The organism is Enterobacter sp. BIDMC 26 (assembly GCF_000534435.1).
Classification (GTDB): domain Bacteria; phylum Pseudomonadota; class Gammaproteobacteria; order Enterobacterales; family Enterobacteriaceae; genus Enterobacter; species Enterobacter ludwigii.
This window is the reverse complement of sequence record NZ_KI973182.1, coordinates 2,140,316-2,160,740: the sequence shown is the minus strand read 5'-3', so window position 1 is coordinate 2,160,740 and position 20,425 is coordinate 2,140,316. Positions and strand designations below refer to the sequence as shown.

At 56.4% G+C, this 20,425-nt stretch carries 14 protein-coding genes; 4 read left to right on the top strand and 10 right to left on the bottom strand.

Annotation, left to right across the window (positions count from 1 at the left end; translation table 11 throughout):
• Nucleotides 1–19 precede the first annotated feature (19 nt).
• From L462_RS13150 to L462_RS13165, 4 genes are read right to left on the bottom strand one after another with little or no spacing between them, the layout of a single operon-like run.
• Nucleotides 20–1,345 (bottom strand): lysine N(6)-hydroxylase/L-ornithine N(5)-oxygenase family protein, encoded by a 1,326-nt coding sequence (locus tag L462_RS13150; RefSeq protein WP_032678487.1) that lies wholly within the window; start codon nucleotides 1,343–1,345, stop codon nucleotides 20–22.
• A complete protein-coding gene (gene iucC, locus L462_RS13155) occupies nucleotides 1,342–3,084 on the bottom strand; it encodes an IucA/IucC family protein (RefSeq protein ID WP_020883311.1) in 1,743 nt (580 codons plus the stop codon). The genes L462_RS13150 and iucC overlap by 4 nt, the downstream gene beginning before the upstream one ends.
• Nucleotides 3,081–4,028: a GNAT family N-acetyltransferase gene (locus L462_RS13160; RefSeq protein WP_032678486.1), complete on the bottom strand. Its 948-nt coding sequence runs from the start codon at nucleotides 4,026–4,028 to the stop codon at nucleotides 3,081–3,083. Before L462_RS13160 ends, iucC begins: the two co-directional genes overlap by 4 nt.
• Entirely contained in the window at nucleotides 4,028–5,770 is a 1,743-nt protein-coding gene (locus L462_RS13165; protein WP_032678485.1) for an IucA/IucC family protein, read from the bottom strand. The genes L462_RS13160 and L462_RS13165 overlap by 1 nt, the downstream gene beginning before the upstream one ends.
• 138 nt (nucleotides 5,771–5,908) lie before the next feature.
• Here L462_RS13165 and L462_RS13170 point away from each other — a divergent pair, with 138 nt between their 5' ends.
• A complete protein-coding gene (locus L462_RS13170; protein WP_032678484.1) occupies nucleotides 5,909–7,120 on the top strand; it encodes an MFS transporter in 1,212 nt (403 codons plus the stop codon).
• Here L462_RS13170 and mtfA read toward each other — a convergent pair.
• Complete coding sequence (gene mtfA, locus L462_RS13175) at nucleotides 7,117–7,914, bottom strand: DgsA anti-repressor MtfA (RefSeq protein WP_014170764.1); 798 nt, start codon at nucleotides 7,912–7,914, stop codon at nucleotides 7,117–7,119. The genes L462_RS13170 and mtfA overlap by 4 nt on opposite strands.
• Before the next feature lie 315 nt (nucleotides 7,915–8,229).
• Here mtfA and L462_RS13180 point away from each other — a divergent pair, with 315 nt between their 5' ends.
• Complete coding sequence (locus L462_RS13180; protein WP_032678483.1) at nucleotides 8,230–9,129, top strand: L-proline-binding transcription factor PsrA; 900 nt, start codon at nucleotides 8,230–8,232, stop codon at nucleotides 9,127–9,129.
• Here the strand turns inward: L462_RS13180 and L462_RS13185 are convergent.
• The 3 genes from L462_RS13185 to L462_RS13195 all read right to left on the bottom strand — a co-directional run bounded on the left by L462_RS13185 (nucleotide 9,104) and on the right by L462_RS13195 (nucleotide 12,805).
• Entirely contained in the window at nucleotides 9,104–9,892 is a 789-nt protein-coding gene (locus L462_RS13185) for a substrate-binding domain-containing protein (RefSeq protein WP_032678482.1), read from the bottom strand. The genes L462_RS13180 and L462_RS13185 overlap by 26 nt on opposite strands.
• Complete coding sequence (locus L462_RS13190; protein WP_020883317.1) at nucleotides 9,889–11,202, bottom strand: MFS transporter; 1,314 nt, start codon at nucleotides 11,200–11,202, stop codon at nucleotides 9,889–9,891. Before L462_RS13190 ends, L462_RS13185 begins: the two co-directional genes overlap by 4 nt.
• A gap of 295 nt (nucleotides 11,203–11,497) precedes the next feature.
• Nucleotides 11,498–12,805 (bottom strand): serine hydrolase domain-containing protein, encoded by a 1,308-nt coding sequence (locus L462_RS13195; protein WP_032679710.1) that lies wholly within the window; start codon nucleotides 12,803–12,805, stop codon nucleotides 11,498–11,500.
• Between the two features lie 95 nt (nucleotides 12,806–12,900).
• On the opposite strand from L462_RS13195, the gene L462_RS13200 reads away from it, so the two are divergent.
• Complete coding sequence (locus tag L462_RS13200) at nucleotides 12,901–13,806, top strand: LysR family transcriptional regulator (RefSeq protein ID WP_032678481.1); 906 nt, start codon at nucleotides 12,901–12,903, stop codon at nucleotides 13,804–13,806.
• Here the strand turns inward: L462_RS13200 and fumA are convergent.
• Nucleotides 13,795–15,444: a class I fumarate hydratase FumA gene (gene fumA, locus L462_RS13205; protein ID WP_032678480.1), complete on the bottom strand. Its 1,650-nt coding sequence runs from the start codon at nucleotides 15,442–15,444 to the stop codon at nucleotides 13,795–13,797. The genes L462_RS13200 and fumA overlap by 12 nt on opposite strands.
• A gap of 55 nt (nucleotides 15,445–15,499) precedes the next feature.
• Nucleotides 15,500–17,008, bottom strand: a complete 1,509-nt coding sequence (locus L462_RS13210; protein WP_106504299.1) for an anion permease — start codon at nucleotides 17,006–17,008, stop codon at nucleotides 15,500–15,502.
• A 612-nt stretch (nucleotides 17,009–17,620) separates the two neighbouring features.
• On the opposite strand from L462_RS13210, the gene L462_RS13215 reads away from it, so the two are divergent.
• Entirely contained in the window at nucleotides 17,621–20,401 is a 2,781-nt protein-coding gene (locus L462_RS13215; protein ID WP_032678479.1) for a flavocytochrome c, read from the top strand.
• The last annotated feature ends 24 nt before the right edge of the window (nucleotides 20,402–20,425 follow it).

Below are 20,425 nucleotides of genomic sequence, written 5' to 3'. Positions count from 1 at the left end.
TAGTTCCTGAATGTGTGTGTCAGTACTCGGTGGTTCTTGCTAAAGATTGATAAACCTGGCTGCTGTCCGGGCGGGGAGTGCTTCGCCAGTGGATCACGCCAGGGGTGGTGGCCAGCTCAAACGGCTCGTCGTCGTGCGCGCGATTCAGAATTCGCGCGGCGCGCCAGGCCATCAGGCTGAGCTGGGGTTCGGCAATGCCAAGACGGTGCATCCCGGCATTCACGGCGAACAGGCGGTTGCTCTGCGGACCGTCCCATTCAAGGGTGAAATCATTGTTGATGCAGAAGGTTTCGTCGGCGTCCAGACGCAGGCGATGGGAGAGCGGTGCCAGAAACGCAGGCTGCACGGTGCGATAGCCGGTCGCGAAAATCACCACGTCGGTATCGAGTTGTTCACGGCCGCCGTCAAGGTGATGCTGTAACGTCAGGCGCTTACCGTTCTCCTGCTGCGCGATCGCGGTGACCGAGCGAGAGGGCAGGAGGTGTGCCCACGGTTTTTCCCGCAGCACTTCGAAGCGGTGATACATGGCGCGATAAATCGCCAGCAGAGACTCCGTAGTGATGCCGTCAGAGGTCATCTTCTGCTCGTGCAGCATCTGACGACGCGCCTCTTCGCCAAGCGTAGAGAAGCTGTCTACATATTCCGGTGTGAAATACTCGTTGGCGAAAGCCGCTTCATCCAGCGCGTTATAATTGTTGCGTCGGGAAACCCAGTTCAGGCTCAGTGGCTGACCCCACTCCCCGCGGAAGATATTCAGAAACAGATCCGCACCACTCTGACCTCCGCCGACGACGGTGACGCGCTTGCCCGCTAAGTCCGGCGTGCGCAGCATCATCTCGCTAGCGTGGAAGCAGCTGTCATCCTGCGCCGGAGCGCAGTCAGGCAGGTTAATCTGTTTGCCAATTCCCACGCAGACGTTACGCGCCAGGAAGCGATCGCGCTGAGTCACCACGTCGAACAGACCGTTTTTTTCATCAAAACTGACCTGCTGTACCTGCTGGCTGAAGGACAGGTTAGTGAGATTTTCCGCGGCCCAGCACAGGTAATCGGCAAACTCTTCGCGAGAAACGGTACGCTGCTCGGTGGTCAGAAAACGATAGAACTTTTTACGCTGCACCAGATAGTTAAGAAAACTGTGGCGATTGGTGGGCTCCACGGCGCTCACCAGATCTTTCAGGAAGCTGGTTTGCATATGGCAGTCCGGCACCATCATGCCAGGGTGCCAGGAGAAATGCGGCTTGCGTTCAAGAAACAGCGAACTAAAACCGTCCAGTCCCTCAGCCAGTGCGGCGATGCTGAGGTTAAACGGGCCAATACCAATGCCGATGAAATCATACGTTTTCATTGCGCTGACTCCTGGGAGACCAGAAAAAGAGGGTTATCAAGATCGGTGACATAGTTCGGCAACATGCGGCTGCCGCCGTCGTGTTCGGAGAAGGTCAGTTTGACCGGGTTGAGGATCACGCGAATAATTTGCGGCTTAAACAGATCAAACTTCGCAAAGCGTTCGGCGAGATCGGGATGCGCGGCCATATAGCGGCGCAATACCTCGGCCAGGATCTGGTAGAAACGGGTTTCGCTGACGCCGCTTTGCAGGGTAAGGCGTGAAATAAACCGCAGCACCGTGACAAAATTACCGGTTTGCAGATCGTGAATGATGTAATCCGCACTCAGGCGCGCCGTGACGGACTTCACCTGTTCAGGCAGGCTTGCTGCCTGCGGGAAATCTTCATCCACCAGGCGCATGTCCCCCTGGAAATCTTTCAGCAGGATGCGTTGCGGGATGGCGTCTTTCATCACCAGCGTCACGTTCTGGCCGTGGGCGATAAGCGCCACGCCGTAGCGGCAGAGCAGGTGATAGAAGGGGATGACCGTCGCGTCAAAGAGCTTTTCCAGCCAGGCTTCAGCGGTCAAACCGGATTGGGCGATCCATGCGTCAATCAAGGGGCGTCCGGCGTTATCGCTCTCCATCAACGCAGCCATCAGCACCGCTTCTTCACCCTGCTGAAGATAACAGGACGGATTTTCGCGCCAGATAACCCCCAGCATCTCCTGATAGCGGTAAGGCGCTTTCGGCAGCGCGGCGTAACCCGGGTGGGAAAGATACCCGGCCGCGGGCTCGCCAAGCACCTGCGCGCCACAGCGAATAAGCGTGGCATCGCTGGCGAACTGCTGCTGTAACCAGCGTGAGGCCAGCGGGCCAGCGGCAATGTACTTACCCGGAATACCGCGATAGCAGGAGGTGTTGTAAATGGTCAGCGGCAGCTTGATGTCAAACGGCGCGCGGCGGCTGGCATTGGTGAGGGTACGCAACGATTGCTGCGCCAGGTACTCGTCGCCAAACTCGCCCAGCTCAACCATTTCGCCGCGCGCGAGTTGCGCCAGGAAATGGACAGCAATCTTTTGTTGCCACTGCCACGGATGCAGCGGCACGGGCAGCCAGTTATCATCAAGATCCAGCGCCTGCCAGCGGGCATCAAACCGGGCGCGCTCGGCGTTATCCATGGCGCTCGCCAGCAGAGTATTGATATCGCAATCAACATCGCTGCTCCAGACCAGGTGCGCACGTTGCACGGCGACCCAGTGCAGGCGAAAACGGCCACGGTATTCCGGGGCATACTGGCGTAGCGCATCCAGCCCCCAGCCGCGGCGTCCCTTATTAAAGATAAACTTAGGATGGCCGCTCATCAGGCACTGTAATTCGTCCGGGTCGAGATGAATGAGCGCGTCAGCATCCAGCGTTTCGCGCGCCTGTAACAGCTGAATATCACCCCGCAGCGTGGCATAGAGATCTTCCAGATGCTCCGCGGTCTGCGCGTCGCTCATCTCCAGTACCGTCGCAAGCTGCAGCAGTGCAGTTTCTGCGTCCACTGCGTTACCGCTGACGGTGGTCAGGCTCTCGGGGTCGATATGCAGCCAGCCCCAGATCCCGCGCGTGGCCTGGAACTGCCAGGTCTCCGCGCCCATGGTGATTTGCCATCGATTGTCTGCCAACTGCCGGGCGCTCAGGGTGCGTTCATATTCCAGCTCGGCGAGGATCTTCGCCACCATGTCGCGGTTCACTTTCTGCCAGTACACGTTCACAGTCCCACCTCGCTGAAGAAGCGGTGACGCTGGTTCATGATGAGGCGCGAGCGTTTATGCGGGAAGTCGAACTCTTTCACGGTTTCGAAACCGGCAGACGAAAGATGGCGGAACAGGCGTTGGTTGTCGAAACGTGGCTCGGCAACGATGCGTGTTGTGCGTGGCTCATCCAGCCACAGATAATGGCTCAGACCGCGCAGCCAGCTGCGGATATACTGCGCGCCGCGCCAGTTTTCTTCCCCAACCAGCATGTGCAGGCCGCGGTCAAACGGCTGCCAGCGATAGTGACGGCCAATACGGTCTTCCGCCGCCCAGTAAATTTCAAAGTAGCCGAACGGCTGGTCATCAAAGCAGCCGATAAGCGGATAACAATAGGTCGAGTCGAGCTGACGGCGCAGGTAATTTTCCTGCTCCGCCTGCGGGCCGGCCATCTCCCAGAAGGCGTTAACGCGCGGGGTGTTCATCCAGCGGGTGAAACGTTCGCCGTCCTGCGCCACATCGGCCACGCGGAAACTCAGGGTGCGTTTAATCTGCGGGTCGTAACGGCGATAGACTTCACCTTGCGGGCGGTGAGGGCGCAGCGGGAAGTAAAGCTGACGGCTTTCATCGAACTGCATGCCGCCGTGGTTCTGGGGCCGTTCTCCCTGCAGCCACAGAGGCAACTGCCAGAACGTTTCGCGCGCCAGATAATCTCCGCTGGCAAGCGTAAACAGCGCCTGCGCCTGCGGTTCATCCTGCCAGGCAGACCAGGGGAGCGTGACGCCGGTCAGTGCCGGTGCGGCGATGAACAGCTGATCCAGCGCGTCGACTAACCAGCCTTCCGGGATACCACTCACGCGCTCAAGCACTGCGCTGCCGTCGAGACCTAACGTCAGGGGCAGAGTGTTCTCCGTTGCGGTGCAGCGAAAGCCATAGCCAGAATGGGCGATATTCGCGTTTGCCATCACGCCTTCTCCTTGTAAAACGGGTTGCTAAAGTCGAAATAGATCACTGCCGGATCGGCGATGGTGTTTTCGTTGCGATCGTGCAGATAGCAGAAAAAGTTGCCTTTACAGTTCCAGGTTGGGCTGTCGAGCACGTAGTCGAGGCAGCGGGTCTGTTTCGCTGTTTTGCGTAATTCGGCCAGTGCGTCACGCACCTGCGCCATCAGGCTCTCTTCGCTGTCGAAACCGGCGGCGGCGAGGGCGGCAGTCACGGCAAGCGTTGAGTTCAGCAGCAGGTAGTAGGGGAAGTAGCGCAGCAGCTGGCTTTCGCCAAAACGGTTTTCCACATCATGTTCACCCGCCTCTTTTAGCCATTCATCGGCCCCTTCAGTCCAGGCGCTGCCCTGACAATCGCGGTAGATCAGCCCGACGGGGAAATCCTGCTGCATCTCAACGAGGATATTTTGCTGGTGCGCCAGCAGAACCAGGCCGTAATCCGCTTCCGCGCTAAACAGCGGAAGTAAGACGCGATCGCAATACGCCTGCACCCAGCAGCGCGCAGCCTCGGCGAGGGGTAAATCCAGGCGCTGGCTCAGACGACGTACCGCCGCAACCAGCAGACTGTCACCTCCGTCCGGTGCCGCCTGCGTCAGGCTCACCAGTACGTTGGTCTGGCTCTCTGGCGTCTCAAACAGCAGGTTCACGCGCAGGGCCATCAGGCTCTCGTCCTGGATGACGCCATTTTCATCACGCAGCCCCGCCCAGCCGTCTTCCTGCATAACACGCAGGGTCGGGTAGCGTGCCTGTAAGGTCTGCCAGCGCGCTGTCTTAGCCAGACGCGCCAGGCGCATACCGCGTTTAACCTCTTTCACCGACAGCGTGCGCACGGAGTTGGTCAGGCGCACGCTGAGGGAAAACTTGATCATGTCATTGTTGGTTTCGCTGTAGAGCGAGCGCGAGGAGCTGGTGGGCAGCCACTGCGCGCCCGCTTCGCCCAAATCCTGCAGGTCGCCGTTAGCCACAAGACGCTGGCACCAGGCCTGACCCAGCAAATGCTCGGCCTGCCACGGATGCATCGGCAGCAGCCAGCAGGTGTCGGTGAAGTGACCGAGGAGCTCAGGGGCACTCTGCGCTGCGAAGCGCAGCAGGCGTTCGCGAAGAGAGACGGCCAGGCTGTCGCCGGCAATCAATTCACGCTTAACCGCAAACCAGCGCAGCGGGAAGCGGGAGGCAAAATCAGGCAAATAGCGGCGCGCTTCACTTTCGTTAAACGGCTCGTGAGATTTGGGGGCCGGGTGAAACGCATGCCCCACCAGCAGCGCCTGTTCTGCTTGCGCAAAATTCAGCGGTTTGTCACGCAGGTTTGCCCAGTTGTGGCGCAGATCTATGGCCTGCCAGGTGTGGGCATGGCTTTCAAGGGCGCGTTGCTTAAAGCGCGCCAGCGTTTCGGTGTCGAGTGAGCCTTTAACTGAAGGTTTTTCCAGAATTAAGTCAACCAGTTGCGTGAAAGTGACGGCGTCACCGCTGTCGCTGTCGCGCTGGATAAGCGTCGCCGGAAAGTGATACTGATGATGCTGAGTTGGAGAGAAATAGCGTACCGGAACCCGAATGGCCTGGGTTGAAGAGAGCGGAATATGAATCTGCGATAGCTCATCCGCAACGGTAGCGGGGAGATAGCGCCAGTCCTTCGTTTCACGCAACAGGGCGTTCAAAAAACACTGGGCCGCAACGTCTGTACCGGCGGAGCGGGGCAGAGTACGCATAGGTGTACCTCATTCCATGATTGATAATAATTATCGTTATGATATGCATTCTGTTTACAGTCGCAACTATTTTTGCAATATTTGTTTTCATAAACTTCATGATTTCCACACATTTATTGACACTATGTTCACATTCTCATGCGCACTTACCCTGAAACACTGACGGAAAACCTCACCCCGAAAGCGAACTGGCCACTGGCGTTATGCGCCGGATTGTTAGGCATTGGGCAAAACGGTTTGCTGGTCATGCTGCCGCAACTGGTCACCCTGACCGGGTTATCGCTCTCCGTCTGGGCGGGGCTGTTAATGTTCGGCTCCATGCTCTTTTTACCCGCATCGCCGTGGTGGGGACGCCAGAGTGAGCGACACGGCTGCAAGGTCGTGATGCTGGCCTCGCTAAGTGGCTATCTGGCAAGTTTCGTCGTGATGGCGCTGGTGGTCTGGGCGATGGCAAGCGGGATGATGAGTGCTGTCTGGGGGCTGGCGGGCCTGATCCTCTCGCGTACGCTGTACGGCCTGACCGTCTCAGGGCTGGTGCCCGCGGCTCAGACATGGGCCATCCAGCGCGCGGGTCTGGATAAACGCATGGCCGCGCTGGCGACCATAAGCTCCGGCCTCAGCTGCGGTCGTCTGCTGGGGCCGCCGCTGGCGGCGATGATGCTTAGTATCAATCCGGTGGCTCCCCTCTGGTTGATGGCGATTGCACCGTTTATTGCTCTCCTGCTGGTCCTTCGAGAGGTCGCCGATCCGCCGCTGCCGGCGGTCGCGCATCAGGCGACGCGTGTGCAGGTTTCAATGCTGCCGTACCTTGTGCTGGCGTTGCTTCTGGCCGCACTGGTGAGCCTGATGCAGCTTGGCCTGTCACCGCATCTCAGCCCTCTGCTGGACGGTAACCCACGAGAGGTAAGCCATCATGTCGCGCTGCTGCTGAGTCTGGCCGCGCTGGCAACCCTCGCTGCGCAATTTCTGGTGGTCCGTCCGCAGCATTTCAGCCCGGTGACATTGCTCTGCCTGGCCGCGGTACTGATGGTGACGGGACTGGGGCTAATGTGTATTGCCGGGCTGGTGTTGTTCTACGTGGGAATTGTCATGACGTCGCTGGGAGCCGCCATGGCGACGCCGGGATACCAGCTGCTGCTGAATGAACGGCTGACCACCGGAAAAGGGGCGGGAGTGATTGCCACCAGCCACACGCTGGGCTACGGCCTGAGTGCGCTGCTGGTGCCTGTCGTCACGCGTTTATTCGGCGAGGTATTTTTAACGCAGGCCGCCTGGGTGATGGCGCTGATGTTTCTGGTGATGAGCCTATGGGTACGGGCGGTCAATCGTACCCATGTCGACCCGTCTTAATGGAGCTGGTGAGATGAATTGCCGGCAGGATCCTCATTTTGCCGCAGACGCAGCAGAGGGTCTTGCTGATAAAACTGACAGAACCGTTGCCACAGGGCCGGGAAACGGGGGGCGAAAAGCTCAGGTGCGCTAAAGAAATATTCTGACAGCACCGCAAAGCACTCCGCAGGATCGGTTGCCGCATAGGCATCGATGCTGGCGGCACTTTCGCCCACCAGATCTATCTCATCCTGGATATTATCCATTGCCGCATGCAGATCGTGTTCCCAACCTGCAACCTCACGAAGCGGGATCAGCGGTACACCGCTGGCACGATCCCCGTTGCGGGTATCCAGCTTATGCGCCACTTCGTGAATGATCAGGTTAAAGCCTGATGCGTCGAACGAGTCCTGAATATCAAGCCAGTTCAGAATGATCGGTCCTTGCTGCCAGCTTTGCCCGGACTGCACCACCCGCTGGTTATGCACCAGGCCGAAATCGTCCTGCCATTCATCGTCCACCACGAACGGTGCAGGGTAGATGAGTACTTCATGGAAGCCATCCAGCCACTCAATACCGAGTTCCAGTACCGGCAGACAGAAAAGCAGGGCGATACGCGCGTTTTTCAGGGGATCCAGCTCGAAGCCCTGCAGCGGAACCAGACGTTTTTGCTGCAAAAAGCGATCCGCCAGTTGAACCAGTTTTGATTGTTCATCCGGCTGAAGATTAGCCAGAACAGGGATCGCCAGCGCTTCATCCCACGGCAGCGCCATATTTCGGCCAGCGTCATTCGTTTTCCAGGGCCACTTAATCATCGCTTTGCTCGCAAACTCGTCACTTGAACAAAAGGGGAAGGTAAGGTTCTGTTAAAATGCCAGACATTCGGTCATTGCTTCAATTCCAGCCTGGATAAACTATCACTTCGTACGTAACGGTGGATAGCGGTTTGCTGGTATCACCTTCATTTTGTGAACTCAGTCGAAGCCTAATCTTATGACACTTACCCCATTAAGGTCAGCGTGAAAACCAACTCCTTAAGGAATTTCGGCGCTTCACCGGTTGCGGCAGGACAATAAGCCGCTATTATTTTTGACTTTCGTTCGTATTGCCAGACAGGACATTCAGACGCTATGCCCGTAAATTTTGACCTTAACGATCTTTATGCTTTCAGAGCGTTAGTGGAATACGGCAACTTTCGGGTTGCTGCTGAATCTATCTGTTTGTCCCCGTCAGCACTGAGCCGCAGGATTGAAAAACTGGAGGTGGCGCTGGGAGCGAAGCTGTTTGACCGGACCACCCGCCACGTGGCTCTGACATTGTACGGGCAGAACTTTGCTGAACGTTCAGCGCAGTTGCTCGATAACGTTGAGTCCATGCTGGCTGATATTGATAAAGTGAGTGAAGAGCGGACCGGGCTGATTACCGTCGCTACGGTACCGTCTGCGGCCTATTACTTTATGCCGGATGTCATTCGTCGCTTTCAGTCCCGTTATCCGCGTGTCCGGATTAAGCTCATCGACAGTAGCGCGGGGAATGTCATTGATGCGGTTGCCCGTAGCCAGGCGGATTTCGGGATCTGTTTCGCCGGGAGTTTGCCCTCTGAAATCGAGTTTTTCCCCCTTGTGGAAGATAGCTATGTCGCCGCGTGCAGGCGCGATCACCCTCTGGCAAAAAAGACTCACCTGACGTGGCAGGCGTTTTATCAGCAGGACTATATCATCCTCGACAAAACGTCAGGCAACCGTAACCTGCTCGACCGGATGCTGGGGGATATCGTGCCTGAGCGTCCCAGCGTTTGCGAAACGCGCCATGTGACCACGATGCTCGGTATGGTAGAGGCGGGCATCGGCATTGCTGCCGTGCCCGCCATGTCGATGCCGACGTCAGAGCACTCGCTACTGACGTCTGTCCCGCTCGTGGCACCGGAGGTGAAACGCACTGTGGGGTTGATTCGACGCCGGGGGCGTATCCAGTCTTACATTGCGGCTGAACTGGAAAAACACATTACTGAGCAGTACCGCGGGACGTGACGGGGCTCATCCCCGTGTCGCGAATCACGGCGCTGGACTGTGTCGAGGAAAGGTAATCCAGCAGCGCTTTCCCTTCGCCAGGATGGTCGGCGTGGCGGGTCACGGCACCCGCAAAGCGGGTGATGTATTGCAGGTTGTCCGGGAGTTTGCCAACAAACGTCACCCCTGGAATCGGCAGCAGTTCGCTGACCTGCTGGAAACCTACCGCATATTTCCCTTTCGCCACTTCTTCGGCGACGGGGATGCGCTCAACCTTCGTTGCTTTACCCATCACCTCTTTTTCAATCCCCAGCGTTTTGAACAGCGTCTGGCTGACGTATCTGCCGCTGGCGCTGTCGGAGTAGGCGATGGACTCCGCCTGAAGCAGCGTATGGCGAAGTTTCGCCTCGTTACTGATATCCGGGACGTCTGCGCCTTTTTTTACCACCATACCGACAGGGGAGTCCGCAAGTTCCGTGCGCGAGCCTGGCTGAGTCAGGTTGTCCTTTTCAAGTGTTGCCAGCGCATCGCCCACCATGATCACCACGTCGGCTTTTTCCCCGCGCGCAAGCCGGTTAGGAATTGCCTGCGGAGTCGTTCCCATAGACGGGCCGGGAATGAGCACAATGTTATCTCCGGTCTGGCGTTCATATTCCGGTGCCAGCTTTTCAAGGGCGGCTTTAAAACCGCCTGAGATCATGACCGTCACCTCTTTCGCTGAGGCACTGAAGCTCAGGACGGTCAGTATCAACGCGCTGGTGGTCAGTCGAGGAATCAGTCTCATGCCGCCCCCTCTGATTTCACGGTATTTTGCAGCGTCACTGCACGACGACGGTACAGGTAGAGCGTTGCCAGCAGGGCGCACACCGCAGCGAAACTCATCCAGTAGCCGGGAGAGGCTTTATCCCCGGTATATTCAATCAGCGCGGTAGACATTACCGGCGTGAACCCTCCAAATACCGCCGTTGCCAGACTGTAAGCTAGGGAGAACCCCGCTACCCGAACTTCAGAAGGCATGATCTCCGTGAGCGCCGGGATCATCGCACCGTTGTACAGGCCATAGAGGAAAGAGAGCCACAGCAGGACGCTCAGCATCATTGAGAAGCTCGGTGCCTGCGCCAGCAGCGTCAGTGCCGGGTAGCTCGTCGCCAGAGCCAGCAGCGTCATGGCGATAAGCACCGGTTTACGCCCAAAGCGGTCCGACAGCGCACCGCCTATCGGCAGCCAGATAAAGTTGGAAATTGCCACCAGAAGCGTAACCAGCAGGCTGTCCGAAGCGCTGAGCATCAGCACTTTTTTCCCGAAAGTCGGCGCGTAAACGGTGATCAGATAAAAGGCCGTGGTGGTCATTGCCACCATCAGCATGCCGGCAATGACCACCTGCCAGTTACCGAGCAGGGTTTTAAAGACCTGATGCATCTCCAGATGATGGCGGCGTGCGTTGAATTCCTCTGTCTCTTCCAGCTTGCGGCGCAGGAAAAAGATAAACGGTACGATTAAACAGCCGACCAGGAACGGGATACGCCAGCCCCATTCACGAATGGCGCTCTCTGCCATCAGCGCATTCAGCGCAAACCCCATGGCTGCCGCAACCATAATCGCGACCTGCTGGCTGCCAGACTGCCAGCTGGTGTAAAAACCTTTGCGGCCGGGCGTGGCAATTTCTGCCAGATAGACCGATACGCCACCCAGCTCCGCTCCGGCAGAAAACCCCTGCAACAGTCGGCCAGTCAGAACCAGTAACGGTGCCCACAGACCTATGCTGTGATAAGACGGAATAAGCACGATCAGGAAGGTACCCGCCGCCATAATCGACAGGGTCACGATGAGTCCTTTTCTGCGCCCAACCTTGTCGATATAGGCACCCAGTACGATTGCCCCGATGGGGCGCATTAAAAATCCTGCGCCGAAGACGGCAAACGTCATCATCAGGGAAGCAAATTCACTGCTCGCCGGGAAAAAGGTGTGCGCGATGTAGGTCGCATAAAAGCCGAAGAGAAAGAAGTCGAATTGCTCGAGAAAGTTGCCGGACGTCACGCGAAGTATCGCGCCCGCTTTCGAGCGAACGGTTGCAGGTGAGGTTGAGGAAAACATGGTTATCTCCAGTTTATTGTTGACGTTTTGCTCGTCTGTTTCTGAAAACTGGATCAAGAACCCCAAATTTATAAGCGCAATTAATACATGGACTGATGCATTTAACGCATCAATGGCGAAGAGCCGATCGGGAGTGATTGTCGTAACAACAACTTAACAATTAATTGATTTTTTATTCACCAGTTTGGGTAAGTCACTGATATTGCCGTTTTGTGACATCGCGCAGAGGCACCCTTGTTTGCAGCGAATACAAAAGCCAGGCGATGCCTGGCTGTTAACTATCACTTACCGCGACTTACCGCAACGCGTTGGCAATCGCACTGAACATCAGTGAGGCTTCCAGCGGCTGTGCGCTAAACGACGGTTCGGCCTGCGGCCAGGTGGACCACTGAACGATCACCAGATTTTCCGCCTGGTTTACCATGATCATCTGCCCAAAGATCCCCAGCGCCCAGAGCGAGCCTTTCAGCGACTCATTCGCCGCGGGCACCACCTTCGTGGCCGTGACGGGCACTTCGTTGTTCCACCACTGATAGCCGTACAAGCCGGTCGGGTGTGCGTCAGAGACAGATCCATCAGCCTGCGTCCAGCGTGAGGCGTCTTTCACCCAGTTGTCGGGCAGGATCTGTTTGCCATTCGGTAGTGTGCCGTTATGCAGGATAAACTCCCCGAAGCGTCCCCAGTCTTCCAGCGTGGCGTTAAAGCCATGCGCGCCGACATCATGCTGACCTTTACGGTAGGCATGCCATACACCGTCGCTCGCCATGCCGTACGGCTGCCAGATGCTCTTCTCAAGATAGGCGGCCAGGGTCATGCCCGTTGCACGCTCAAGCACGTCACCCAACAGCCAGGCGCCACCGGAGGAGTAAGACCAGTGCTGGCCTGCCGGGTGTTCGCGTTTTAGCCCGGACACCAGCTTACGCACGCAGTCATAGGTGCCTGGTTTCGCTTCACACTCGGTGAGCTGTGCGAAATCGGAGGCGGGATTGGTGTAGTCTTCGTTCCATGCCACGCCGGAGGTGTGGGTGATCAGCTGTTTTAACGTCACACCGTCCCAGGCGGTGCCTTTCAGGTCTGGCTCGTATTGCGTGACCAGGTCGTCGAGTGAGCGGATTTTTCCCTCTTTGAGAGCCACGCCAACCAGCGTTGAGACCACGGATTTCCCGACCGAACGGGAGGTCCAGAGCGTCGTATCCGTATTGCCTTCGCCGAGATATTTCCACGCGATTTTGCCGTCTTTCAGTACCAGCATGCCGCTCACGTTCTGACGTTTCAGGTAGTCCTGCAGGTTATAGGTCTTGCCGTTGACCTGATAGCGGGCGTCAGTGAGCGGTTTCTCTGCGCTGAGCAGCGGCGTGGCGTTGCCGTGATGGAACACATCTCCCGCGTAGTTGCGGTAGTCATTTCGAAAGCCGACCACGCGATCCGCCTGGCTCCAGGTGAGCATCTTGTGCGTGTCAGGAAGTTGTTTGTCGAACGGAGCAGGGCAGGTGTTCAGGTCAGTACCGTCGCAGGCCGCCAGCGCGACAGGCGCAAACAGACCGCTGCACAGGCTAATTACAACGCCCGCCAGCAGCGTGCGGTTCAGTGAAGGATAATTCATCATTTTTCTCGCTGTGATTAGGAACGCCTTCAGTTTAAGAACCCGCGACTTATAATAAAAAACGCGTAATGGGGGAAATTCCCCCCGAAAACTGAATGGAGAGTGGCGTGTCGACGGTAATTTATTCCTTTGCCCAACTGGAAGCGTTTACCGCCGTGGTGGAATACGGTGGCCTGGCAAAAGCGGCGATGAAGCTCGGGAAAGATCGTACGACGCTGCGCGACCTGATTGATTTTCTCGAAGATGGATTAGGGTACAGGCTGTTTGTGCGTGAAGGACGCACGCTGCGTCTGACCCCTGAGGGCGAGCAGCTGCAGCGGCAGGCGCACCTGCTGATGCGCCAGGTGAAAGCCTTTGAGGCATTTGCCAGCGCGGTACCGGAGCGTGCTACGCAGGACATCATGCTGGTTTACGATCCCTTTACCTCGAGACCATTTTTGCAGGCGCTGATTGGCGAGATGGCGAAGCGACACTTACGTCTGAGCCTGGTCAGCGCCTCCCGGGATGAGGCTGAAGCGATGCTGGCCAGCGGGCAGGCGGATCTGGGCATTTGCCAGGCACGTAATCGCAGTGTGGGTAATGAAATGGAGTGGCGGGCGCTCGGGGCGATCGATATGGATTTCTACGCCTGCAACACGCTGTTCGCTGAAGCCACGCAGCCGCTGTCGCTGCTTGAGTTGTCGCTGGTGCCGCAGGTGATTATGCACGCCGCCTCGGATGAGCCGGTGGCACGTCGTCTGCAGATTTCGGGGCACACCCTTTTCACCAATGAGCTGGAGATGTTGCGGGGCCTGCTGGAGCAGGGATGCGGCTGGGGATTTTTACCGACGCATTTCCAGCCGACCGGGTGGAAAAAGGTAAAAAGGCTGCACACCGAAGTGGGCAGCCAGGGGATAAGTCAGACGATGGTGATCATCTGGAAGCCGGGAAGCGACAAGCGAGAGAGGATCGCTGAAACGCTGTCGCTGTTACCGGCGTTGTGGAAAAACTCAGCGCTGTGAACACCCATTGCACTGCTGATTCTGGATCTGCTGGAAGAAGTCGTTACCCTTGTCATCCACCAGGATAAACGCCGGGAAGTTTTCCACTTCGATTTTCCAGATGGCTTCCATACCCAGCTCAGGATAGGCCACGCACTCCAGACGCTTGATGCTGTTTTGTGCCAGTACCGCCGCCGGGCCGCCGATGCTGCCGAGGTAGAAACCGCCGTGCTTATGGCAGGCATCGGTCACCTGCTGGCTACGGTTGCCTTTCGCCAGCATGATCATGCTCGCACCGTGAGACTGCAGCAGGTCGACGTACGAATCCATCCGTCCTGCCGTGGTTGGGCCGAGAGAGCCTGATGCATAGCCTTCCGGAGTCTTGGCCGGGCCTGCGTAGTAGATTGGATGGTCTTTGACGTACTGCGGCAGTTCTTCACCGTTGTCGAGCAGCTCTTTCAGCTTCGCGTGGGCAATGTCGCGCGCCACGATGATGGTGCCGTTCAGCGACAGGCGGGTAGAGACCGGATGAGCAGAAAGCTGGGCCAGGATCTCATTCATCGGCTTATTCAGATTGATGCTGACCACGTCGCCTTCACCCTGTTGACGCAGGGATTCTGGAATATACTGGCCCGGATTGTGCTCCAGTTTTTCAATCCAGATACCGTCGCGGTTGATTTTGGCTTTGATGTTGCGGTCAGCGGAGCAGGAGACGCCCATGCCGATTGGGCAGGAGGCACCGTGGCGCGGCAGACGGATCACGCGAATATCATGGGCGAAGTATTTCCCGCCAAACTGCGCGCCCAGGCCAAGGTTCTGTGCTTCCTGAAGCAGTTCCTGTTCGAGCTGAACATCACGGAACGCCTGACCGTGTTCGTTACCTTCGGTGGGCAGCGCGTCGTAATAGCGCGTGGAAGCGAGCTTCACGGTTTTCAGCGTCGCTTCAGCCGACGTTCCCCCAATCACGAAGGCAATATGGTAAGGCGGGCAGGCCGCGGTACCCAGGGTACGCATTTTCTCAACCAGGTAGTTTTTCAGCTTCGCCGGGGTAATCAGCGCTTTGGTTTCCTGATAGAGATAGGTTTTATTCGCGGAACCGCCGCCTTTTGCCATGCACAGGAATTTATACTCGTCCCCGTCGACGCTGTAGAGATCGATCTGCGCAGGCAGGTTAGTGCCGGTGTTGACCTCTTTATACATATCCAGCGCGGCATTCTGGGAATAACGCAGATTATCTTCGATGTAGGTGTTATAGACACCCTGACTCAGCGCGGCTTCGTCACCGCCACCGGTCCAGACGCGCTGGCCTTTTTTACCCATGATGATCGCCGTGCCGGTATCCTGGCAGGTGGGCAGCACACCTTTGGCCGCGATTTCAGAGTTGCGCAGGAACTGCAGGGCAACGTATTTATCATTTTCGCTGGCTTGTGGGTCGTTAAGAATAGCGGCAACCTGTTTCTGATGCGAAGGGCGCAGCATAAAGGCGGCGTCGTGGAAGGCCTGCTGTGCCAGCAGCGTCAGCGCTTCGGGTTCCACTTTCAGGATCTCCTGACCCTCAAATTCGGCAACAGAGACGTGTTCTTTGGTCAGCAGATAGTATTCGGTATCGTCGTGTGCGAGAGGGAAGGGGTTCTGGTAGTAAAACGGTTTGTTTGACATAGCGTATTGCTCCAAAAAAATAAAACCGCCGGAGAGGTAGCCCGGCGGTCAGGGATCAGAACATCATGGACATCCACGGATAACCAATCAGCAGCAGGGCCGCCAGGAAGATGGCACCAAAGATGGTGCCGAGGCGCCAGTAGTCTTTGGTTGGCAGGTAGCCGCTACCGTAGTAGATAGGGCTAGGGCCGGTACCGTAAGGGGTGATAATCCCCATGACCCCCAGGGAGGTCACCATCAGCAGGACGAACACCTCCATATTCATGCCCGGAATGGTAGAGGCGATGGTCAGCATCGCTGGCAGCAGCGCCGTGGTGTGTGCGGTGGTGCTGGCAAACAGGTAGTGCAGCAGGTAGAACGCCAGCAGCAGTACGATGGTGGCAACACCCGGCGAGATACCGCTCATCAGCAGACCGCCTTCTTTACCCAGCCAGCTAATGAAGCCCGTGGAGGAGAGGCCATCCGCCAGCGCAACCAGGGTGGCGAACCAGACGAAGGTGTTCCAGGCGGCTTTATTCCCGGTGATATCGTTCCACTCCAGCACCCCGGTCCACAGCATCAGACCCACGATTAACAGTGCAGCCATCGCCGGTTCAATCCACGCGGCGGCGAAGATCCACATCAGCAGCGCACAGCAGACGAAAATCAGCAGCAGGATTTCGTTACGGGACAGTTTGCCCAGTTTTTCCAGTTCTCGGGTCGCCCACAGCGGCACTTCGTTGTTCACTTTAACTTCAGGCGGGTAGAACCAGTAGGCCAGCAGCGGCATGGTCAGAATCAGCAGCACGCCCAGCGGCAGGAATGCGATAAACCAGGTGCCCCAGGAGATGTCGATCCCCACGGTGCTTTTCACCAGCGCCAGCGCCAGCAGGTTCGGTGCGAGGGCAGACAGGAACATTGAGCTGGTAATACAGGCCGCGGTGATCGCCACCCACATCAGGTAAGAACCAATTTTACGCGCGCTTGGATCGTTCGGTTTTGAACCATACAGCGGCGGCAGGTTAGCGATAATCGGATAGATGGTCCCGCCGCTACGCGCGGTGTTGGAAGGTGTAAACGGTGCCAGCAGCAGGTCCGCGAAGGTGATAGCGTAACCGAGCGTCAGGCTGCGACGACCCAGATATTTCACCAGAATCAGTGCCAGACGGCGGCCGAAGCGGGTTTTGTCATAGCCTGCGGCAAACATGAAGGCACCGAAAATCAGCCATACGGTAGAGTTACCAAAACCGCTCACGGCCCATTTAAAGGAGGCACCCGCCAGTTTGAATTTCGGGTCAGCCAGCTGTTCCGGGCTGAACAACACCCACTGGCTGCAGAGCGCAATCGCCACGACGCCGGTCAGGCCAATGACCGCGCCTGGCAGCGGTTCGAAGATCAAACCGACAATCACGCCGACAAAGATAGCGAAGTAGTGCCACGCGTAAGGAGGAAGCCCTTCCGGGACCGGAACAAACAGTAACAGCACGGCAACGACAACGGGCAATGCCATCATTAGCAGACGTTTTGCCTTTCCGTTGGATGCGTGACTCGCCCCAGGGGGCGTTACAGCAGTTTTTGTATTCATAGTTTCGCGTCTTAAGTTGTCAGGAATTCGGTTATGCGCTGAAATATTCATTTGCTTTCTTTAGTTTGTTTTTATTTTATTTAGTTGCTAAAGGTGCGCATTTGCTATTTCAGTAATAGCGATTTAACGCATTTTTGATGCGCTAAATTAAAAATTGATGATATTTATATATTGCGCTTTTGACTGTCTCGATGCTTGATCGCGATCAAAAAAATAGAATTGCGGGGGTGTTTTTGTTCAGTTGATAATAACCACTCTGGCGTATGTGGGTATTATTTATTTTTGATATGGATTTTACTCAATATTGTTAACATTTCAAATAACCATTTTCATATAACTCTATGTTTTTAATGGTTTGTTTTTGTCTCTTGGGATCGTGAAAAGGTCATTGATACGTTAACAGTGTTTAAAGGATTGTGAATAGAGTAATTAATATTGCTAACACCAATGTGTTATTAATGTTATTGAAGGGATTAAATAGTTTTTTAACTAACGTAATGGCTTTAGAAACTAAAAAAATCATTATATTAGTATTATGACATCGGAATAAAAAATCGAAATAAAACTGAGCCCGATAACGAATTCTTAATTTTAAAGTTTGGAGTTTCTATTATGAGCACTAACGAACGTATTCTAAGCCCCTTCACATTACCGAATGGTACCGAACTGAAAAACCGTTTGTTAATGGCCCCTATGACGACCTGTACCGGTTATTACGACGGTACGGTGACCAGCGAGCTGGTTGAGTACTATCGCGCCCGCTCAGGCAGTATTGGTACCATTATTGTTGAGTGCTGCTTTGTTGACGATCTCGGTCTCGCCTTCCCGGGGGCGATTGGCATTGATAACGACGAGAAAATCGCCGGGCTGGCGAAGATCGCTGAGGCGATTAAGTCCAAAGGATCTAAAGCGCTGCTGCAGATCTACCACGGCGGCCGCATGGTTGATCCGAAACTGATCGGTGGCCGCACGCCGGTGGGGCCAAGTGCCGTTGCCGCGCCACGTGACGGCGCCGCCACGCCGGTTGCCCTGACGGGAGAAGAAGTCGAAGGGATGATCGGTAAGTTCGGTGAAGCAGTACGCCGTGCGATTCAGGCGGGTTTCGATGGCGTTGAAATCCATGGGGCCAACACCTATTTGATTCAGCAGTTCTACTCTCCAAACTCTAACCAGCGTGACGACGAGTGGGGTGGCAGCCGCGATAACCGCGCGAAATTCCCGCTGGCCGTGCTCGACATCACCCATAAAATGGTGCGCCAGTACGCCGATGACGCCTTTATCATCGGCTATCGCTTCTCCCCTGAAGAGCTGGAAGAGCCGGGCATCCGCTTTGAAGACACCATGTACCTGCTGGAAAAGCTGGCCGCGCGCGGTGTGGATTATCTGCACTTCTCCGTTGGCGCAACCCTGCGTCCTTCTATTGTCGACACGCAGGATCCGACCCCGCTTATCGAAAAATACCGCGCAATGCGTTCTGACACGCTGGCGCAGGTGCCGGTCATGGGCGTCGGTGGCGTGGTCAATGCCGCGGATGCGAACGAGGCGCTGGAACATGGCTACGATCTTATCGCCGTAGGCCGCGCCACCATCGCCTATCCGGACTGGACAGACCGCATCGCGGCGGGAGAAACGCTGGAACTGTTTATGGACAGCACCCGACGCGAAGCGCTAAGCATCCCTGAGCCGCTGTGGCGTTTCTCGCTGGTGGAGGCGATGATCCGCGATATGAGCATGGGTGAATCGAAATTTAAACCGGGCATGTTTATTGAGAATGTTCGGGACGATAGCAACGAACTGGTGATTAACGTCAGCCTGGAGACCGACCGCATCGCCGACATTGAACTGGCTTCTGGCCCGACCCAGGACGTTGAGTTTGTCACCAGCTTCGAAGAGATCCGCACCCGTATTCTGGATGCAAACACCCCGCACGTGGATGCCATTACCGGTGCAACCAGCCAGAGTGAAGCGGTCAAAAAAGCGGTGTCCAAAGCCATGCTGAAATCCAGCAAAGCGCTGGCAGCCGAAGAGGGTGTCGACCCGAACGAGACCCGAAGCGTTGACGTTGTGGTGGTCGGTAGCGGTGGCGCGGGTCTGGCCGCAGCAATCCAGGCGCATGACGAAGGCGCAAGCGTGCTGATTGTCGAGAAAATGCCCTCCATCGGCGGTAACACCATTAAAGCGTCTGCGGGGATGAACGCCGCGGAAACACGCTTCCAGCGGGTGAAAGGGATTCAGGACAGCAAAGAGCTGTTCTATCAGGAAAGCCTGAAAGGCGGTAAAAACAAGAACAACCCGGCACTGCTGCGCCGCTTTGTTGAAAATGCCCCACAGGCGATCGAGTGGCTGGCGACCCGCGGCATTATGCTCAACGACATCACCACCACCGGCGGGATGAGCATCGACCGTACTCACCGTCCAAAAGACGGTTCTGCGGTGGGCGGCTATCTGATTAGCGGCCTGGTGCGTAACGTCAACAAACGCAACATCGAGGTCATGCTCGATACGTCGGTCAGCGACATTCTTTTCGAGAACGGCGAAGTCACAGGCGTACGTCTGACCACGGAAGAAAACGAAACCCTTACCGTAGCAACCAAAAGCGTCATTGTGGCTACCGGTGGTTTCAGCGCCAATAGCCAGATGGTGGTTAAGTACCGTCCTGACCTGGAAGGTTTCGTGACCACCAACCACAAAGGGGCGACAGGGGGAGGTATCGCGCTGCTGGAGCGTATTGGCGCCGGTACGGTCGATATGGGTGAAATCCAGATCCACCCAACCGTTGAGCAGAAAACCTCGTACCTGATTTCCGAATCCATCCGCGGTGGCGGGGCGATTCTGGTGAACCAGCAGGGGAACCGTTTCTTCAACGAGATGGAAACCCGCGATAAAGTCTCTGCACAAATTATCGCCCTGCCGGAGAAATACGCTTACATCGTCTTTGATGAGCATGTCCGCGCCAAAAACAAAGCGGCAGATGAGTACATCGCCAAAGGGTTTGTCACCAGCGCCAGCTCACCTAAAGCGCTGGCTGAAGCCCTGGGTATGGATTATCACGCCTTCCTGGCGACCCTGGAGCGTTACAACGGCTTTGTTGAAAAACAGCACGATGACGATTTTGGCCGTACGACCGCGCTGCGTGCACCAATCAACGAAGGGCCATTCTATGCCATTCAGATTGCGCCGGGCGTGCACCACACCATGGGCGGTGTGACCATTAACACCGAAACCTGCGTACTGGACAGCAACCTCAACGTGCTGCCAGGGGCATTTGCGGCCGGTGAAGTGGTCGGTGGTATCCACGGTGGTAACCGCATCGGGGGTAACGCGGTGGCAGATATCATTATTTTTGGTACGCTTGCCGGACATCAGGCGGCGATGCGCGCGAAAAGGGCGTAAGTCAGCCGTAAGGGTATGCCGGAT

Coding starts and splice junctions, on each gene's coding strand:
- L462_RS13190 (WP_020883317.1), bottom strand. CDS start 11,202: ATGTTTTCCTCAACCTCACCTGCAACCGTTCGCTCGAAAGCGGGCGCG.
- L462_RS13160 (WP_032678486.1), bottom strand. CDS start 4,028: ATGGCAAACGCGAATATCGCCCATTCTGGCTATGGCTTTCGCTGCACC.
- mtfA (WP_014170764.1), bottom strand. CDS start 7,914: ATGATTAAGTGGCCCTGGAAAACGAATGACGCTGGCCGAAATATGGCG.
- L462_RS13185 (WP_032678482.1), bottom strand. CDS start 9,892: ATGAGACTGATTCCTCGACTGACCACCAGCGCGTTGATACTGACCGTC.
- L462_RS13165 (WP_032678485.1), bottom strand. CDS start 5,770: ATGCGTACTCTGCCCCGCTCCGCCGGTACAGACGTTGCGGCCCAGTGT.
- L462_RS13195 (WP_032679710.1), bottom strand. CDS start 12,805: ATGAATTATCCTTCACTGAACCGCACGCTGCTGGCGGGCGTTGTAATT.
- L462_RS13180 (WP_032678483.1), top strand. CDS start 8,230: ATGCCCGTAAATTTTGACCTTAACGATCTTTATGCTTTCAGAGCGTTA.
- L462_RS13170 (WP_032678484.1), top strand. CDS start 5,909: ATGCGCACTTACCCTGAAACACTGACGGAAAACCTCACCCCGAAAGCG.
- L462_RS13150 (WP_032678487.1), bottom strand. CDS start 1,345: ATGAAAACGTATGATTTCATCGGCATTGGTATTGGCCCGTTTAACCTC.
- L462_RS13200 (WP_032678481.1), top strand. CDS start 12,901: ATGGAGAGTGGCGTGTCGACGGTAATTTATTCCTTTGCCCAACTGGAA.
- L462_RS13215 (WP_032678479.1), top strand. CDS start 17,621: ATGAGCACTAACGAACGTATTCTAAGCCCCTTCACATTACCGAATGGT.
- fumA (WP_032678480.1), bottom strand. CDS start 15,444: ATGTCAAACAAACCGTTTTACTACCAGAACCCCTTCCCTCTCGCACAC.
- L462_RS13210 (WP_106504299.1), bottom strand. CDS start 17,008: ATGAATACAAAAACTGCTGTAACGCCCCCTGGGGCGAGTCACGCATCC.